Source organism: Oceanihabitans sediminis, assembly GCF_003337215.1.
Lineage (GTDB): Bacteria > Bacteroidota > Bacteroidia > Flavobacteriales > Flavobacteriaceae > Oceanihabitans > Oceanihabitans sediminis.
Map to the genome: position 1 here is coordinate 239553 of NZ_QPIG01000002.1, position 19066 is coordinate 258618.

The window sequence follows — 19066 nt, forward strand, 5'->3', positions numbered from 1 at the left end:
TTCTTGATTAATGATTTTACACTAAATAAGACGCAAAAGATCTAAGAAAGTTACATTATTACACTGAAAACTAATTAATGTGGCAACTTACTCCTAACAAGTCCGTATAAAAAAGTACCAAAAACAGCTGCAAGAAAAACTATTATCACCGGCAGATACCCTGCTCCAATAAGTACAAATATTGGTCCCGGACAAGCTCCTACTAAAGCCCAGCCTAACCCGAAAATAATTCCTCCTGCTAAATATCTTGTAATAGATTTCTCTTTTGGAGCAATAGTAATGGCTTCACCAGAAAATGTTTTGATATTAAAACGCTTAATTAGGTTAACAAACAATATTCCGAATGCTAAAGCTGTCCCCATAATACCATACATGTGGAAAGATTCAAATCTGAACATTTCATAAATACGAAACCAAGATGCTGCTTCCGACTTATACATGATAATTCCGAAACAAAAACCTACTATAATAAATGCTAACTTCTTCATATTAAAAAATTAAAGGGTATAATAAATGAACCATAATAAGACCTCCAATAAAAAATCCAACTACAGCGATTAATGATGGTAATTGCAGATTGCTTAATCCTGAAATAGCGTGACCTGAAGTACAACCACCAGCATAACGTGCTCCAAAACCTACAAGAATTCCTCCTATAATTAAAATGGCAAGTGTTTTTATATTACTTAAAGATTCTAAAGAAAATAACTCTACAGGAACGTATTGGTTATTTGCTGAAATATTTAAATCTTGTAAGGAAGCTACAGTAGCTTCGCTAATTAAAGGCATTTCACCATTAGATAGATAATGAGATGCAAAATAACCACCAAGCATAGCTCCAACTACAATAAGAAGGTTCCAAATATCATTTCGCCAATTAAATCTAAAAAAGTCACTTGCTTTTCCTGCTCCACAAGCAGCACAAAAGGTTCTTAGGTTTGAAGACATTCCAAACTTTTTACCCATAAGCAAAAGAATAAGCATGGTAAATGCTATTAAAAAGCCCGAAACATACCAAGGCCAAGGTTGAGAGATTAATTCCATAAAATTCATTTTAAATAAAAACGTGATATTATTAATTTTAATACAGCAAAAATATAGCAATTATAAACGACAAACTGTAACAAAGGTTACTTAAGGTTTTATAGAATCTGTGCCACGGAGAAATCGTAAAGTTTATCCGTGGCAAGGAACTTGTATATTTAATAAATCTGTCTAGGTTTATATCTTAAAGTATTTTATGTTGTTTCGCTAACTTGGCTTATTTTCGCAAAATATATGGATTCACTTACTCAAATAGTATTAGGAGCAGCTGTTGGAGAGGCTGTTTTAGGAAAGAAAGTTGGAAACAAGGCAATGCTTTATGGAGCTATTGCAGGGACTATTCCTGATTTAGATGTACTTGCTTCACATTTTACCGATACGGTTTCTGCGCTTGCAATACATCGTGGATTTACACATTCCATTGTCTTTTCTGTGCTTTTTGCTCCTTTTTTCGGTTGGCTGGTTTCCCGATATGAAAGTTATAAGGATATTAAAGGCTGGGCGTGGCTCTTTTTCTGGGCATTTATTACACATCCTATTTTAGATGCACATACTACTTGGGGTACACAATTATTTTGGCCTTTTGACTTAAGACTTGCTTTCAAAACTATATTTGTAATTGACCCACTTTATACCTTACCTTTTCTAGTATTCTTAATTCTTGCAATGGTTCAAAAACGAACCTCTGCAAAACGTCGTTTATACAACAAATTAGGATTGATTATAAGTTCCTCTTACTTACTTCTTACTTTCCTATTTAAATGGATAGCATATAATGAATTTGAAGCTGCATTAACAAACCAAAATATAGATTATATACAATTAGACACAAGACCTTCGGCCTTAAACACCATGCTTTGGAGCGCTAACGTTGAAACGGAAAATGCTTATTTATTAGGAAATTACTCGTTTTTTGACACCAAGCCTATCTCGTTTGAAACTTACCCTAAAAACCATGAGTTTTTAGGCGATCTTGCTAAAGATGAAAAAGTACAAAGAATGATTGCTATTTCTGAAGGTTGGTATATAATATCAAAGGAAGATGACAGTCTTTATTTTAGCGATTTACGTTTCGGACTTTTAAGTATGGAACCAAATTCTCAGAATTTTGTGTTTAAATACAAAATAGAAAAAGATGCTTCCGGCAAAGTGCAATTTACAGAAAAACCGAAAGACAAACGTGATGGTAAAAAACTACTTTCAGAATTATGGATTCGTATAAAAGGGAATTAGATTTTTTGTTTTTACAATATACTAGACTAAATAAAAAGGAGCGCATTTAAAAATGCGCTCCTTTTTATATTACAATTACGACAAGCAATAATCTTATAAACTACCTTTCTTTAGGTTCGTCTTTATCTCTATCACTCGTGGTCATAAATTTAATTAAGATACCCACAAGTGTTAAACAAACTAGCCCGAAAATAGCTATCATTATTACGCCATTGTTCCAATTATATAATGCGATACTTTGAGAAATCATAGTTTAAAAGTTTTAGTCTATTAGTTAATTATTGTAAACATACTAAATACTTTTAACCGAAAATATGACATTTGTCAGTTGATAAATAAACTAAAAATTATGAATCTGCTACTTTTGAAGTATCATAAACAATTCTTTTCCAGATCTTGCTTCTATAGAATTATAAGATTCTTCCATAGTATTAATTTGAAAATAAGGCTGAAAATAATTTAAATACTCCTCCTTAGAACCTCCAAAAGGCGGATGCGAATCGTTTAATGGAATCTTAAAAAGTAACCCTACTAGTTTACCATTTTCGCTTAATAATTCATGAGTCTTAACCGCATAAGCAGGTCTTAAACTCGGATTTAAAGCACAGAAGAAAGTCTGTTCTATTATCAAATCGAAAGTAAGATCTAGATTAAAAAAATTATCGTGAATTAAATGAGATTTAGGATAATCTGGAATTCTATTTTGAATATTATTAAGCGCTGTTTTAGATACATCTACAACATACACGTTTTTAAATCCTTTTTCATGAAGGTATTCGGCTTCATAGCTATTTCCTCCTCCAGGAATTAAAATCTTTATCTCCTTATTGGTTAATTGATCAATATATGCTTTTAGGGGTGGCGAAACTTGACCTAGGTCCCAACCAATTTCGTTTGTTTTATACCTATTATCCCAATATTCTTCGTTTAATTCCATTAATAAGGAGCTGTAATTACATTCATTAAATCGTTTTTCTGAAGCATACCAGATTGCCTCCACACTTGTTTTCCATCTTTAAAAAGCATAAAAGTTGGCACTCCTTTCACTTGATATTTTGCTGCTAATTCCTGGTTTTTATCTACATCAATTTTAATGATAGAAACTCTATCGCCTAAAGTTTCTTTAATTTCTGATAAAACAGGACTCATCATTTTACATGGTCCGCACCAAGTAGCAAAAAAGTCTACTAATACGGGTTTATCTTGGTTTATTATTTCTGAAAATTTACTCATAACTTTAATTTTTTATTTACTAAAAGTTTATTTCTTTATGTGAACTTCAGTTTTTTCATGACACTCCACACATTGCATTCTATATCATATAGAATACTTCAATAAATTCTTTTTATTCTTTTAATTGGAAAACTTTCCGGTTGCACAACTCACAAAAGATTTTGCTTTGGAAGTTAAACTGTTTTCTTCTTCTACAGAAGGATAGCCTATACGCTTCAATTTATCTTTAACTGCAATTGCATCTGTTTCATCTTGAAAAGTAAAAGTCACTTTATTTGTTTCTACATCTATTTCTATATCTGATACATTAGAAAGTTCTGATAGTTTATTTGTGATTGTGCTTGCACATCCACCACATTTTAAGTTTTGTACTATGATGCTAGTTTTCATTTATTTATTATAATTTAAAATTCCGCCTTCTAGATCGTATATTTCTGTAAAGCCCATTTCTTCTAACTGTTTGGAAGTTTTATTGCTTCGGTTTCCACTTCTACAATAAAGATAAACAGGTGCTTCTTTATTCAACTTATTTAGTTTTTCTGTTAAGTCTTCAGAGTAATAATCGATATTCACTGCTCCTTCAATGTGACCTTCAGCAAATTCTTCAGGAGTTCTGACATCTATTAATTGTACCTCATTATTTTCTATTTGGGATTTAAAAGCTTCTTTAGAAAGAACTTTTGTTACATCATTTTGTGCATTACAAGCAATAAATAGTATAGTAAAAACGGAAAAGATTAGTGATTTTTTCATGTTAATATGTTTATTATATAAAATTAATCAATTTGTATAAAACAGATAGTAACCTATGTTACACAAAAAAGCGCGATTTACAATGATGCAATCGCGCTTTTAACTTAAAATTATTATTTAAATCTATTTTAATGTTGATGGGCAAACAAAATTGGTTCTTGGAATATTTGTTTTTTTAATTGCTCCATATCCTCCAGCAACATCTATTAAATTATGAATCCCTCTGCTTTTTAAAATAGAAGCAGCTATTACAGAGCGATAACCTCCTGCACAATGTACATAGAATGGTTTATCTTCTGGGAATTCACTTAAATGGCTGTTAATTGTGTCTAATGCTGTATGTTTTGCTCCTTCTACATGTTCGGAAGTAAACTCACCATCTTTTCTAACATCAAAAACAACGTCTTTATTTTCTTCGTAAACTTTTTCAAATTCTTCCGCTGAAATAGATGTTAAGGAATCGTACTCCTTCCCTGCTTCTTTCCAAGCTTCAAAACTTCCTTCTAGGTATCCTAAAACATTATCAAACCCTACACGAGAAAGTCTAGTTATCACTTCTTCTTCTCTATCTTTTGGCGCTACGATTAAAATTGGCTGACTAACATCTGCTATTAGAGCTCCAACCCATGGAGCAAAGCCTCCGTCTATACCAATAAAAATTGAACGAGGTATATGTCCTTTTACAAACTCCGATTGATGACGTACATCTAAAACAATTGCTTCTGTTTCGTTTGCTGCTGCTTCAAATGCATCTGGAGATAAAGGGTTTTGTGATTTTGTCATTACCTTATCGAAGCTTTCATAACCTTCAATATTCATCATAACATTTTGCGGGAAATATGCTGGTGGTGCCGATAACCCATCTAATAATTCAGCAATAAACTCTTCTTTAGTCATATCTGCACGTAAGGCGTAATTCACCTTTTTCTGATTTCCTAAAGTATCTGTTGTTTCTTTACTCATATTCTTACCACAAGCAGAACCTGCACCGTGATTAGGATACACAATTAAATCATCGCTTAATGGCATGATTTTATTTCGTAGCGAATCGTATAAATATCCTGCTAATTTTTCTTGTGTTAAATCTGCTGCAACTTTTTGAGCTAAATCTGGTCTACCTACATCACCAATAAACAAGGTATCTCCTGTTACTATACCGTGTTCTTTTCCGTTTTCATCTATTAAAAGATAAGTAGTACTTTCCATGGTATGACCTGGAGTGTGTATCACTTTTACTTTGTAATCTCCAATTTCAAAAACTTGTCCATCTTCTGCTATTAAAGCTTCGTATGAAGGGTTTGCTGTTGGACCGAAAACTATTTGAGCGCCAGTTTTTTCTTTTAAATCTAAATGTCCAGAAACAAAATCTGCGTGAAAATGCGTTTCAAAAATATATTTAATTTTTGCATTGTCTTTCTTCGCTCTATCCATATAAGGTTGTACTTCTCTTAAAGGATCTATGATTGCTGCTTCTCCATTACTTTCAATATAATACGCTGCATGTGCTAAGCAACCTGTGTAAATTTGTTCTATTTTCATTTTAATTCTGTTTTAAATTTGATAAAATGTTTTAGCCTTTCGGTTATATGCATTTTATATTTATTTCTTCAAAAATAACACTTTTTATATTCTTAATATGTGACAATTGTTACATTTGACATTAAGTTAACTCTTTTAAAATAATGTATATAGCCATTATTAATACAAACCAACCAAAACCTTTTTTTAGTTTTTTTCCTTCAATAAATTTGTTTAGATAAATTCCTAAAAATATTCCTACTACAGATATAGAGGTGAAGCTTAATAAAAAGATCCAATCGATATCTAGAGTTTCAACATCTCCTATAAATCCAATTAAAGATTTTATTGCTATGATTAATAAGGAAGTTGCCACCGCTTTTTTCATAGGAAGCTTTGCCAATAAAACCAAAGCCGGAATGATTAAAAAGCCTCCTCCTGCTCCTACGATACCTGTTAGTATTCCTACTACAAATCCTTCAATAACAATTAATGGATAATTGTACTGAATGATAGTTTCTTCACAAGAATCCTTTCTATTATTCTTTATCATAGAAATGGAAGCTATTAGCATAACAATTGCAAAAAAGAGCATGATTGCAATATTCTTTGTCACCAAAAAGTTTCCTATAGAAAATAATTCTTCTGGAATTGCAGGGACAATAAATTTCCTGGTAATATAAACTGCTATAAATGCAGGTACTGCAAAAACAATAGCTGTTCTAAAATCTACTAAACCTTTTTGAATGTTTCTAATTGCTCCTACTAATGCCGAAATACCTACAACAAATAAAGAATAAGCAGTTGCTGTTACAGGGTTAACAAACATTAAGTACACTAATATTGGTACGGTTAGTATAGAGCCTCCACCTCCTATAAGTCCTAATACGACTCCTATTAACAATGCTCCTAAATAACCTAGTATTTGCTGTAATTCCATATGTATGAGTTAGTAATTTTCAAAACTAACGGAAGATTCTGTTTTTATCAGTAACATTAGTTACAGTTCTATAAATCTATTACTTTAATATTATTTCGTTGTAATTGTATTTTACCTTCAATCTCTAAAGTTTTTAACAATCTAGAAATCACCACTCTTGAGGTGTGTAAATCTCTAGCAATTTGCTGGTGTGTTACATAAATTACATCGTTATGGTTTACCATAGCTTTATCTTTAAGATATTTAAACAAGCGTTCATCCATCTTTAAAAAAGCAATTGTATCAATAGCTTCTAGTAATTCTGTCATTCTGCTATGGTAACTTTGTAATACAAATTGTTGCCAAGATTTATATTTTGCTAGCCATTCTTCCATTTTTTCAACTGGAATCATAATTAGCTTTGTATCGGTTTCAGCAATAGCTCTAATTTCACTTTTAGCGCTTCCTAAACAACAAGATAAAGTCATTGCACAAGTATCGCCTTGTTCTATAAAATATAGAATAAGTTCGTCTCCTTCTTCGTCTTCTCTTAATATTTTGATGGCTCCACTAACTAAAAGCGGCATAGATTTTATATAATCGCCAATTTCTATTAATTGAGCGCCTTCAGGAATATCTTTAACGACTCCTACTTTGTTTATTTCTTGAATTAGTTCGTCTTCGAACAAATAACCGTAATGTTGTTGTAAATCTTCTAACATAATAACAATTAACTAAGACAAAGTTATAGAATTAACTTTACACTAGTCTTATATTTATTTATTCAGAATTTAATTTGCTAGTAACACTATAAAAGTCAATAGTTTTAGAAATAGAATTAACAAAATTCTAAGCCTCTAATAAACTTTATGGAACAAAAATTAATATGCAATTTACATTAGTTTAGTACCTTGCATAAAAATTGAAAATATTATGTTGAAAGCTGTTTTGTTTGATATGGATGGGGTTATTGTAGATACCGAACCTCTACATTACAAAGCTTATTATGCTATGTTTAAGGATTTTAATTTAGAGGTAACCGATGAAATGTACCAAGCATTTACTGGGAAATCTACTATTAATATTTGTAAAAACCTTTGTGCTTACTTTAATTTAGAAGCAGATCCGAAGGAGTTAGTGGAAAGAAAACGTTTTCATTTTAAAGACCTGTTTTTTAATGACCCTAGCTTGACTTTAATTTCTGGGGTTTTAGATCTAATAAAAGATTATTACAACAATGGACTTACTTTGGTTTTAGCGTCTTCGGCTTCTATGACTACCATAAATAATGTTTTTACGAAATTTGATTTAGACCAATATTTTGTAGCTAAATTAAGTGGTGCCGATTTAAAAGCTTCAAAACCGCATCCGGAAATATTTATTAATGCTGCGGAAGCTTCCGGATTTGATAGAAGCGAATGCATTGTAATTGAAGATTCTACAAACGGAATAAAAGCGGCATACGATGCTGGAATTTATTGTATTGGCTACGATAGTTTTCATTCTAAAAATCAAGATTATTCTTTAGCGAACAAAGTAGTGAGTGATTTTAAGGAAATACATTATAACAAAATCCAACACCTGTTTTTATAAAAAGAAACTCTAAACATCTTATAACGGGAGTGAAAATTTATTTCTTACTCCCGTTTTTTTTAGATAACTACTCATCGGTTTTATCTAGTTCCTTTACTTTAATCTCCTGCCTATTTGATATTTATACAAATCTTTAGCATCTTCTATTTATTGTAAACGTTCTACATTCCTTCAGAATAAAACAAAAAAAAGAGCCCTTTAAAAGGACTCTTTTTTATTATCGAATGAATATTTAATTAATGTACTTCAGCTTTTACTTCACCTGACTGATTCATTTGCATGTCATGGTCGTATTTACAACATCCAGGTAAATTTTCGTATGCAGCTAAGTCACCTGCTACTTTTTCAGTATCATATCCTGAAGCAGCAATAGCATTGTGAATAGACATCACATCTGTTTTAGTTTCATCAAATGATACATCAATTTTCTTTTTGTCTACATCCCAATTTGCTTCCGCTACACCTTCTACGCTGTTTGCTGCTTTTTCAATAGTTGTTTTACACATACCGCAGTTTCCTCTTACTCCAAAAGAAATCTCAGCCGCAGCTACTTCTTTTGTTACTTCAGACGTTACTTCTGTTACTGTTGTTTCAACTTCTTTTTTGGCTTCATCTTTACAACTTGTTAAGCCCATTGCAGCTATTACCGCTACACTTAAAATTACTCTCTTCATGTTTAAATATTTAATTATTAATAATTGGTTTTACTTATTCTATTACTTGTTTTACTTCACCACATCGCAACATAGCGTCGCCAAAATACGGATTTAAAACTTTTTCTTCCTTACTCAACCAATAAGCCCCTGTATCATTATCAACCATTGGGCAGTATTGATGATAGACCTTTTCATTTATACCGAATACTTCAATAGCATTGGTTAAATGTGTTGAAAGGCTTTTAAAACTTCTTCTTTGATCGGCTATTTCACTTGTGTTTGAAATGGATGTCGCAGAATTTTTTATTTCCTTTTCAAGAACCATCCAATGCTCGTGTGCTTCCTTATCTTTTACCAATTTCATATCTACTTTTGATAAATGGCTTAATAACTTTTTCGCTTCCTCTGCACTGTTATTGGTGTCATCTTTTACCAAGGCATCTTTTAGTTGATTATAATCGTTAAAAACTGCTTTTAATTGATTCTGAAAGTCTTTTGAAACGGTAACTCTTTCGTTTAAATTGAAGTGCGCTTCTTTGGATTCATTTTTATCTGATTTATGATTCATCATAGACTTTTTACCTTGTAATTGAGCTGCTGCATCTACAGTAAATGTTCCATTCGTAACAATTTCATCGCCATTTTCTAATCCGTCTACAACCTGATAATTTTCACCCATTTTAGAACCTAAGGTAATTTCACGCATTTCGAAAACAGTTTCGTTGGGATCCGGTTTTAAATACACCAATGAACGCTCTCCAGTCCATAACACAGCCGTCGACGGAATAGTCAGCACTTCTTTAGTGTTTGAAGCAACGCCTTTTATTTTACCCGAAACAAACATGCCTGGCTTAAACAAATTATCCTTATTACTCAACACCACTCTTAGAGTTACCGTACGTGTTTTCGTATTTAAAGTTGGATCTATAAAATCTACTTTTCCTGTGAATTCTTTATTAGGATACGCGTTTGTTACGACAGAAACCTCTTGCCCTTTCTTTAGTAATTCAATTTGATTTTCATAAACATCAAAATTCGCCCAAACAGTAGACAGATTAGCGATTTTAAGCAATGGCTGACCTTGCTTTACATAATCCCCTTGCTCGATAAGTTTTTCAGTCACAGTTCCTGAAACCGTAGCATAAATAGGCACGTTTTCTTGCACTTTTCCTGAAGATTCTATCTGACTGATTTGATTCTCTGAAAGCTTCCAAAGTTTTAGTTTATTACGAACCGCTTTATACAAAGCAGGCTGTGATTCTTTTAAAGAGGAAGCAGTAAGCAACTCTTGTTGTGCTGCATATAATTCAGGAGAATAAATAGTAGCCAACAACTGACCTCTACGCACCTCTTCTCCTGTGAAACTCACATTCAATCGTTCTATACGTCCTGAAAAATAACTCACTTGCACAGCGTTAGCTTCTTCGTTTTCTACAATTTTTCCAGATAATTTAATGGCATTATCTTCAGCTTCACCACTGCCTACAACAGATGTTTGCACATTAGCCAAAGCCATTGCATTATCTGTTAGTTTGAATTGATCGGCAGCCAAGCCATCTGCTCCTGCTTCGGCTGGTATTAAGTCCATTCCGCAAATAGGACAATCGCCAAATTCTGGCTGCATAATTTGAGGATGCATAGAACAAGTCCACATTTGATTTGATTCTGCAACAGCATCATGGTTATGCTCATTCTCGGTATGAGATGAACCGCCAAATAAGAACCATCCTAATAGAATTCCTATAGCTAACAAACCTATGTATATAACTACTTTATTATTTTTCATTTTCCAATCGTTTTATCATGATTTTCATTTCTTCAATTTCTTTTCTTTGAGCTTCAATAATAGCATCTGCTAATTTTCTAACCTCTGGATCTTTAATGTCAGCCCGCTCACTAGTTAATATGGCAATGGAGTGATGTGGAATCATCCCTTTTAACCACAACAAATCACCAACAACAGGTGCTTGAACTCTCACCAACCCTAAAGCTCCAATAAATAGCAGTAAGCTCCCAACTAGTATCCCAATATTCTTTTTTTTATTTGTATACATATTCCGCATAAAGAACCACATAATTACCGCCATCGTAGAAATCCCTAAGCACACCATATAAAATCGTGTCATACTAAAATAGACATGATCAATCGCATAGGTATTTAAGTACATCGTTATATACATAACTATAAATGAACACCCTAACATTAGGAAGAACTTAGTGTAGCTCCCCATGCCTTTCTTTTCTGTATTATGTTCTTGTGAATTCATACTGTTATGGTTTTAAATGTTAATAGTTCTTAATCTTAAAGCATTAGCAATTACCGAAACCGAGCTAAAACTCATTGCTAAAGCTGCAATCATTGGGGATAATAACAATCCGAAAACAGGAAATAAAACACCTGCAGCAACGGGCACACCTAAAGTGTTATAGACTAATGCAAAAAATAAGTTTTGTTTGATGTTTTTCATCACACCGTGACTTAAATTCTTCGCTTTTACGATGCCATTTAAATCACCTTTTACAAGCGTAATTTCTGCACTTTCTATAGCGACATCTGTCCCCGTTCCCATAGCTATTCCGACGTCACTTTTCGCCAATGCAGGCGCATCGTTAATCCCGTCACCTGCCATAGCAACTACTTTTCCTTCGTTCTGTAATTTCTCTACCACCTTTAACTTGTCTTCAGGTAACATACTGGCTTTGAAATCGGCAAGATGTAATTCAGAAGCAACGGCTTGAGCGGTATCATGATTATCACCTGTAAGCATAATCACAGCAATACCTTTATCTTGAAGTTCTTTAATTGCCTTCGCACTAGTTGCTTTAATTTTATCGCCAATAACCACATAACCAACAACCATTTTGTCTACGGCTAAATAAGACACCGTCTTTCCTTGTTTTTGATAGGTTTTAGCTTCAGCCTCCATTTCAGACGAGATGGCAGCATTCGCATACTTCATCATTTCTGGGTTTCCTAAAGCTGTGGTTTTACCATTCACTTTACCTTCAACACCTTTACCAGTAACCGCACTAAAAGCCTCTGATTTTAATACTTCCGTTTTCTTTTCCTTTCCGAATTTTACCGTAGCTTCAGCTAAAGGGTGTTCAGAATTACTATTTAAAGACACTATATATTGAAGCACTTGCTCTTCGGTATAATCGGTCCCAAAAGCACCAACTTTTTCAACGGTTGGTCGTCCTTCTGTTATCGTTCCAGTTTTATCAATAATAAGGGTATCTACTTTATCCAATTTCTCTAAAGCTTCCGCATTTTTAATCAGCACTCCATTTTGAGCACCCTTTCCAACACCAACCATAACAGACATGGGCGTTGCTAATCCTAAAGCGCAAGGACAAGCAATAATTAACACCGCAATGGCATTAACAAAGGCATAAACATAAACAGGTTCTGGTCCCCAAATAGCCCAAACCCCAAAGGTTATTAGAGAAATCAAGACTACGGCAGGCACAAAATAACCCGATACTCTATCCGCTAGATTCTGAATTGGCGCACGACTTCTACTCGCATCATTCACCATATGAATAATTTGAGACAGTAAGGTGTCGCTACCTACTTTTTCAGCTTTCATAAGAAACACCTGATTCCCATTTATAGTTCCACTACTCACCTTATCACCTTCCACTTTATTTACAGGAATTGGCTCTCCAGTAATCATCGATTCATCAATAGTCGTTTCACCTTCAGTTATAGAACCATCTACAGGAATTTTATCTCCTGGTTTTACTTTAAGAATATCGCCCAATTCTATTTTATCGATACTCACCTCAACATCTTCACCATGAACAACTTTGGTTGCCTTATTAGGTGCTAGTTTTAACAACTCTTTTACTGCCGAATTGGTTTTACTATGGGCACGAGCTTCCAAAAGCTGACCTAAAAGCACCAAGGTTAAAATAACCGTTGCCGCTTCAAAATACACGTGAACAGCTCCTGATTCTGATACAAATTGCTCCGGAAAAATTCCAGGAAACAACATGCCAAATACACTAAACAGCCACGAAGCTCCTGCTCCAATTCCAATCAGTGTAAACATGTTTAGATTCCATGTTTTGATACTTCTATAAGCACGTTCAAAGAACATCCATGTGGCATAAAACACCACTGGAATAGATAATGCAAACTGAATCCAGTTCCAGTTTTGTTGCTCCATAATATCGTACAGCGGATTATTTGGAACCATCTCACTCATAGCTATAATGAAAATTGGTAGTGTGAATGCAAAAGCAATCCAAAACTTTTTCAGCAGCTTATTGTAGGTCTTTTCTTCAGAAGATAAATCGGCTTGCATGGGCACTAAATCCATTCCGCAAATAGGACAAGCTCCTGCTTCGTCTTCAACTATTTCAGGATGCATTGGGCAGGTCCATTGTTCGGAATTGATTGCTGACAAGTTTTGTTCTTCCACCAAATCCATTCCACATACCGGACAATCGCCAGGCTTGTCATAGGTTTTATCACCTTCACAATGCATCGGACAATAAAATGTACCGGTTCCTTCTCCCTTTGGTTTTGCCGCTTTTTCTTCGTGCTTAGGTTGTTCTCCTGGATGGTGAATACTATAACTCCCGCCATCTTTTTTTAAGGCCTCTTGAAAAGTTTCTAAAGGAATATGAGATGCCATTTTAATAAGCGCTTCCTTCTTTTCTAAATTCACCGTTGCTTTTAAAACACCTTCCACTTCGGAAAGCGTTTTTTCAACGTGACTCCGGCAACCATTGCAGGTCATTCCGTGTATCTTATACGTATGTAGCATAGCGCCTTCATTTAGCTTGTGAATGGAATAGGTGTCTCCTTCCTTTTTTAAAGCCTCTTGAAAAGTCTCCAAAGGAATATGAGATGCCATTTCAATAACAGCTTCCTTCTTTTCTAAATTCACCGTTGCTTTTGAAACACCTTCCACTTCGGAAAGCGTTTTTTCAACGTGACTCCGGCAACCATTGCAGGTCATTCCGTGTATATGATATGTGTGTTTCATAATTGTTATGTTATAGGCCTAACAGGTTTTAAACACCTGTTAGGTCAGTTATTCATTTTAAAGCTAATCATAAAATGCAACAATTAATTCGTCACATAATTTATGAAGGCCGATTGCACAAAATAATTTTTTACGGATTCCATTTGATTCATTTGAAACTTCAATTGCAATTCTTGAATGTCTAAAACATCATTAAAATCAATTGTTCCTGTTTCGTAATTTTTAATTAGAATTTCTTCGGCATCTTCTGCGCGTTTTAAGTTTTGAACTTGCGTATCAAAAGAAATTCGCGATTGATTACGTTGAGAAATGGCTTTCGCTAATTCGGACTTCAACATATTCAATCGTTCAGCTTTTTGCGATTGAATTTCTTGTTTTCGCAAATCGTTTTGAATGGTCTGCGATTTATACTTTTTATTAAAGATAGGAATTGATACTGAAACCATTGGCATGACCATATCCTTATAAGAACTTGTAATCATCGGACTGTTTTCTTGATTGATATATTCCACTCCGAAACCAATCATTGGTCCTCCCTCTTTTTTATTCAGTAATTCTGACTGATTTACCGATTCATACAACTTGTCGTATTTAAGTAACTCCGGATTAACCTGTAAGCTATCGTAGCTATAATAGCTATCGTCTTGCGGAATTTCTAAAGTAGACAGCACAGACACCTTGCTATCATAATCTCGATTCAGTAAACTATTTAAAGCCGCTTGTAAGCCTTCGGATTTCTGAGTCAACACTTCTTTTTGTTCTTGTAACTCGTTTTGTCTAATCTGAAGTTTTAAAACATCTACTGCCGATGCCTTCCCGACTTCTAATGAGGTTAATGCAATCTGCTCATAGGATTGCAAAAGGCTAATATTCTTTTCTAAAACCTTTTGTTTGGCGTCAATTTCATAAAGCTGATAATACAATTGCGAAACTGACAGCGCTAACTTTCGTTTCGCTATAGTTATTTCTATGTACTGTGCATCGGCCATAGAAGAGGCATAATTTTCTCGTGCCGTAATAGTTCCAAACCAAGGCAACATTTGCATTACCGATACTCTAAAACGTTCCATTGGCATGTTCATTTCTGGTGATACCGCCATGAAACCGAAATTAAATTCGGTATTTGGAATACTATTGACTTCGTTAACTTTCTCTGAAGCAATTTTATGCTGAAAATCGATTTTTTGAATTTCAGGATTGTTTTCTAAAGCTTCGTTAATTAACACGCCTAAATCTTGTGAATTTCCTTTTAAAACAAAGAAAAAAGAAAGAGATATAAGGACGACTTTTATATATGATTTTATATTTTTCATTTAGATATTCTTTTAAGTTTAGCTTCCGCTCTCCAGCTATACAGCACAGGTACAACAAACAGAGTTATTAGCGCGATAAGCATTCCTCCGAAACTTGGAATAGCCATTGGTATCATAATATCACTTCCGCGTCCTGTTGAGGTTAATACTGGTAGTAATGCCAAAATGGTTGTAGCTGTTGTCATTAAACATGGTCTGATACGTTTTTCTCCTGCTTCTACAATCGATGCTCTAATTTCTTTCTTGGTATCAGGTGAATTTCTATCGAAAGTTTGCGTTAAATACGTTGCCATAACCACACCATCATCGGTAGCAATTCCGAAAAGTGCAATAAACCCAACCCAAACAGCCACACTTAAATTAATGGCGTGCATTTGGAATAAATCTCGCAGGTTTTCACCAAAGAAATTGAAGTTTAAAAACCAGTCTTGACCATAGAGCCAAATCATAATAAATCCGCCACCAAATGCCACAGCAATTCCCGTAAATACCATTAATGAGGTGGTTACCGAACGGAATTGGAAGTACAGAATTAAAAATATAATGGCTAAAGCTAAAGGAACCACAACCGATAGTGTTTTTTCTGCACGCAGCTGATTTTCATAGGTTCCAGTAAACTCATAACTAATTCCTTTTGGCACGATTAACTTTCCGGATTTAATATGCTCTTGAATCAACGCTTGCGCACTTTCAACCACATTAACTTCAGCGAAACCTTCTAATTTGTCAAACAATACATATCCTACTAAGAAGGTGTCTTCACTTTTAATTACTTGCGGACCTTGCTCATAACGAATACTTGCTAATTCACTTAAAGGCACTGGATTTCCTTTTTCAACAGGAATATAAATTTGCTCTAAATCGGAAGGGTTTCCTCGTAATTCTCTTGGGTAACGTACACGTACTCCGTAACGCTCTCTACCTTCGACCGTTTGGGTAAGCGACATGCCACCAACAGCGACTTTTAAAACCTCCTGCACATCGGCAATAGAAATTCCGTAACGCGCAATTTTCTCTCTATCAATATCAATCAACAAATACGGTTTACCAACAATCCTATCGGCAAAAACAGCTTCTTGTTTTACACCTTCGGCATGTTTAAGAATATCTTCTAATTGCACTCCAAAAGCTTCAATCTGTTTTAAATCTTGACCTTTTACTTTTATTCCCATTGGTGCTCGCATTCCTGTTTGAAGCATTACCAATCGGGTTTCAATAGGTTGCAATCTAGGTGCAGATGTTACTCCTGGTAATTTAGTTACTCTTACAATTTCATCCCAAATATCATCAGGTGATTTTATTTCTGGTCGCCAATTTCGGAAGAATTCACCATCCTTATCTGGAATGAGTTGCGCGTTCGTGATTTTGGTTGAAGTGGAATTGATTACCGATTTGTTGATGTTTTCATTTGAACTTTCAACTAAATTTTCATTATAAACCAATCGTCCATCTTTCAATTCAAACAATCCATCATCATTCACTTTATAACGCTGACGTTCGTTATCTTCATTCAGCATATATTCTGGCTTATACTGAATAATATTCTCGTACATAGATAGTGGGGCTGGATCTAAAGCAGACTCTGTTCTACCGGCTTTTCCAACCACCGTTTCGATTTCTGGAATACTAGCAACTGCCATGTCTAATTGTTGTAGCACACGTTTGTTTTCTTCCACTCCAGAATGCGGCATGGATGTCGGCATTAGTAAAAAGGAACCTTCATTTAATGATGGCATAAACTCTTTACCTGTGTTTTTCATAATGAAGAATCCTGCCACAATAATTGCGGTTGGAACAGATAAAAACAATACTTTATTATCTAAACACCATCTCAAAATCCGAGTATAGAATTTGATAAATAATGAAAATGCACCTAATAGTCCGAAGCAAATGACTCCAACAAAAATCAGGTTCCAGAAGATGCTTTTATCGACACCCAACGGTCTCCAATATTCCGCTAAAAGAAAGACGATAGCAGATGCTGAAATAACAATATTAATCAGGTTTGCTCGTTTTGCATCAACAATATCTTGAAGTTTTAAAATACCTGTAACTCCAAATGCTATTAAAACAATCCCCAACCAATAGCCATAGAAAAGCCCAGCTATTCCCGCGAGGATTAAAGCTGTGTTTAAAATATAGCTGAAACTCTTTTTAATACTTTTTCTTCTGAATAAAAATGCTGCAAACGGCGGAATTAAGAATAAAGCCACAAGTATGGAAGCCGTTAAAGCAAAAGTCTTTGTAAATGCTAATGGTCGGAATAATTTTCCTTCGGCACCAATCATCGTAAATACAGGAATGAAACTAATAATAGTGGTCATTACTGCGGTTACGATAGCTCCAGAAACTTCTGCTGTGGCATTATAAACGACAGTATTTATAGACTCTTTACCGTCATCATCATCGAGATGTCGAATAATGTTTTCGGATAATATCACCCCCACATCAACCATAGTACCAATAGCAATGGCAATACCTGATAAAGCAACAATATTGGCGTCGACATTAAAGAGTTTCATGGCTATAAATACCATGAGCACCGCAACAGGTAGCAGTCCGGAAATTAAAATGGAAGCACGCAGATTGAACACCATGATGATAATCACCAAAATGGTAATTAAAATCTCCAAGGTTAGCGCTTCGTTTAAGGTTCCTAAAGTTTCTTGAATCAGCTCGGAGCGATCATAAAAAGGAACAACGGTTAGCTGAGACGTTCTGCCGTCGGCTAAAACTTTAGAAGGTAATCCTGTACTTAACTCACTAATTTTTTCTTTAACGTTATTAATGACTTCCATTGGGTTGGCTCCATAACGTGCCACTACAACCCCACCAACGACCTCAGCACCTTCTTTATCTAAGATCCCTCTTCGTGCTTCAGGACCTAAAGCTACTTTAGCAATATCTTTAATTCGAATAGATTTGTAATCTTCCGAAGTCACCACAGCATTTTCAATGTCTGATACAGACTTTACATAGCCTAAACCACGGACTAAATATTCGGCTTGATTAATTTCTAAAGTTTGAGCTCCAATATCTTTATTACTATCCTTGACTGCTTTTACCACTTGGTTTAAACCAATATTGTATTGACGCATCAATTCGGGGTTCACATCAATTTGATATTCCTGGACGTAACCACCAATAGACGCTACTTCAGAAACACCACTTGCAGATGACAAGGCATATTTCACATAGTAATCTTGAATGCTTCGCAGTTCGTGTAGATCCCAACCACCAGTTACATTTCCATTTTCGTCACGACCTTCTAAGGTGTACCAATAGATTTGCCCTAAACCGGTTGCATCTGGACCTAATGTTGGCATAACACCGTCTGGCAGCAATCCGCTAGGTAGGGAATTCAGTTTTTCTAAAATCCGACTACGACTCCAATAGAATTCTACATCCTCTTCAAAAATAATATAGATGCTAGAAAACCCAAACATAGACGAGCTACGAATGGTTTTTACCCCTGGAATTCCAAGCAAGGTTGTAGTTAAAGGATAGGTAATTTGGTCCTCAATATCTTGAGGTGAAATGCCATCCCATTTGGTGAATACAATTTGTTGGTTTTCACCAATATCCGGAATAGCATCTACGGCTACAGGATTGCTTGGTAAAAATCCAGTATCCCAATTAGAAGGTGCGTTTACTGTTCCCCAACCTATAAAAAGGACAAGTAATAATACGGCTACGAGTTTATTCTCTATTAGAAATTTAATGCTTTTATTCAGCATGAGTTTTGATTATTAAACAGTTAGACATTGGCGTATAGAAAACACCGAATACAAGAAATCATCCTAATGA

Annotated in this window: 17 protein-coding genes; 2 read left to right on the forward strand and 15 right to left on the reverse strand. The window is 34.6% G+C overall.

Annotated elements, in window-relative coordinates; genetic code table 11:
- Positions 1-74: 74 nt before the first annotated feature.
- Together DU428_RS06875 and DU428_RS06880 are read right to left on the reverse strand one after the other, a co-directional pair.
- Positions 75-488 (reverse strand): DUF6691 family protein, encoded by a 414-nt coding sequence (locus DU428_RS06875; protein ID WP_113966066.1) that lies wholly within the window; start codon positions 486-488, stop codon positions 75-77.
- 1 nt (position 489) lies between these two features.
- Complete coding sequence (locus DU428_RS06880) at positions 490-1044, reverse strand: YeeE/YedE family protein (protein ID WP_113966065.1); 555 nt, start codon at positions 1042-1044, stop codon at positions 490-492.
- A gap of 234 nt (positions 1045-1278) precedes the next feature.
- Here DU428_RS06880 and DU428_RS06885 point away from each other — a divergent pair, with 234 nt between their 5' ends.
- Positions 1279-2277, forward strand: coding sequence for a metal-dependent hydrolase (locus DU428_RS06885; protein ID WP_113966064.1), 999 nt, complete (start codon positions 1279-1281; stop codon positions 2275-2277).
- Between the two features lie 358 nt (positions 2278-2635).
- On the opposite strand, the gene DU428_RS06890 is transcribed toward DU428_RS06885, so the two are convergent.
- From DU428_RS06890 to DU428_RS06920, 7 genes are all read right to left on the reverse strand, one after another.
- Positions 2636-3214 carry a methyltransferase domain-containing protein gene (locus DU428_RS06890; RefSeq protein ID WP_113966063.1) on the reverse strand — a complete coding sequence of 193 codons (579 nt, stop codon included), beginning with the start codon at positions 3212-3214 and terminating at the stop codon, positions 2636-2638.
- On the reverse strand, positions 3214-3510 hold the full coding sequence (gene trxA, locus DU428_RS06895; RefSeq protein WP_113966062.1) for a thioredoxin: 297 nt from the start codon (positions 3508-3510) through the stop codon (positions 3214-3216). The genes DU428_RS06890 and trxA overlap by 1 nt, the downstream gene beginning before the upstream one ends.
- Before the next feature lie 120 nt (positions 3511-3630).
- Positions 3631-3900, reverse strand: coding sequence for a heavy-metal-associated domain-containing protein (locus tag DU428_RS06900; protein WP_113966061.1), 270 nt, complete (start codon positions 3898-3900; stop codon positions 3631-3633).
- Positions 3901-4263, reverse strand: coding sequence for a rhodanese-like domain-containing protein (locus DU428_RS06905; protein WP_113966060.1), 363 nt, complete (start codon positions 4261-4263; stop codon positions 3901-3903).
- 123 nt (positions 4264-4386) lie between these two features.
- A complete protein-coding gene (locus tag DU428_RS06910; protein WP_113966059.1) occupies positions 4387-5802 on the reverse strand; it encodes an MBL fold metallo-hydrolase in 1416 nt (471 codons plus the stop codon).
- Between the two features lie 121 nt (positions 5803-5923).
- On the reverse strand, positions 5924-6721 hold the full coding sequence (locus DU428_RS06915) for a sulfite exporter TauE/SafE family protein (protein WP_113966058.1): 798 nt from the start codon (positions 6719-6721) through the stop codon (positions 5924-5926).
- Positions 6722-6789: 68 nt separating this feature from the next.
- Complete coding sequence (locus tag DU428_RS06920; RefSeq protein WP_113966057.1) at positions 6790-7422, reverse strand: Crp/Fnr family transcriptional regulator; 633 nt, start codon at positions 7420-7422, stop codon at positions 6790-6792.
- 211 nt (positions 7423-7633) lie between these two features.
- Between DU428_RS06920 and DU428_RS06925 the strand changes: the two genes are divergently transcribed.
- Entirely contained in the window at positions 7634-8293 is a 660-nt protein-coding gene (locus DU428_RS06925; protein WP_113966056.1) for an HAD family hydrolase, read from the forward strand.
- A gap of 236 nt (positions 8294-8529) precedes the next feature.
- Here DU428_RS06925 and DU428_RS06930 read toward each other — a convergent pair whose 3' ends face one another.
- From DU428_RS06930 to DU428_RS06955, 6 genes are all read right to left on the reverse strand, one after another.
- Complete coding sequence (locus DU428_RS06930) at positions 8530-8967, reverse strand: heavy-metal-associated domain-containing protein (RefSeq protein WP_113966055.1); 438 nt, start codon at positions 8965-8967, stop codon at positions 8530-8532.
- A gap of 34 nt (positions 8968-9001) precedes the next feature.
- Complete coding sequence (locus DU428_RS06935) at positions 9002-10735, reverse strand: efflux RND transporter periplasmic adaptor subunit (RefSeq protein ID WP_113966054.1); 1734 nt, start codon at positions 10733-10735, stop codon at positions 9002-9004.
- Positions 10725-11216 carry a DUF305 domain-containing protein gene (locus DU428_RS06940; protein WP_113966053.1) on the reverse strand — a complete coding sequence of 164 codons (492 nt, stop codon included), beginning with the start codon at positions 11214-11216 and terminating at the stop codon, positions 10725-10727. The genes DU428_RS06935 and DU428_RS06940 overlap by 11 nt, the downstream gene beginning before the upstream one ends.
- Before the next feature lie 12 nt (positions 11217-11228).
- Positions 11229-13946, reverse strand: a complete 2718-nt coding sequence (locus DU428_RS06945; protein ID WP_113966052.1) for a heavy metal translocating P-type ATPase — start codon at positions 13944-13946, stop codon at positions 11229-11231.
- Between the two features lie 83 nt (positions 13947-14029).
- Positions 14030-15259 carry a TolC family protein gene (locus tag DU428_RS06950; RefSeq protein ID WP_113966051.1) on the reverse strand — a complete coding sequence of 410 codons (1230 nt, stop codon included), beginning with the start codon at positions 15257-15259 and terminating at the stop codon, positions 14030-14032.
- Positions 15256-18996 carry an efflux RND transporter permease subunit gene (locus DU428_RS06955; protein WP_113966050.1) on the reverse strand — a complete coding sequence of 1247 codons (3741 nt, stop codon included), beginning with the start codon at positions 18994-18996 and terminating at the stop codon, positions 15256-15258. The genes DU428_RS06950 and DU428_RS06955 overlap by 4 nt, the downstream gene beginning before the upstream one ends.
- Positions 18997-19066 lie beyond the last annotated feature (70 nt).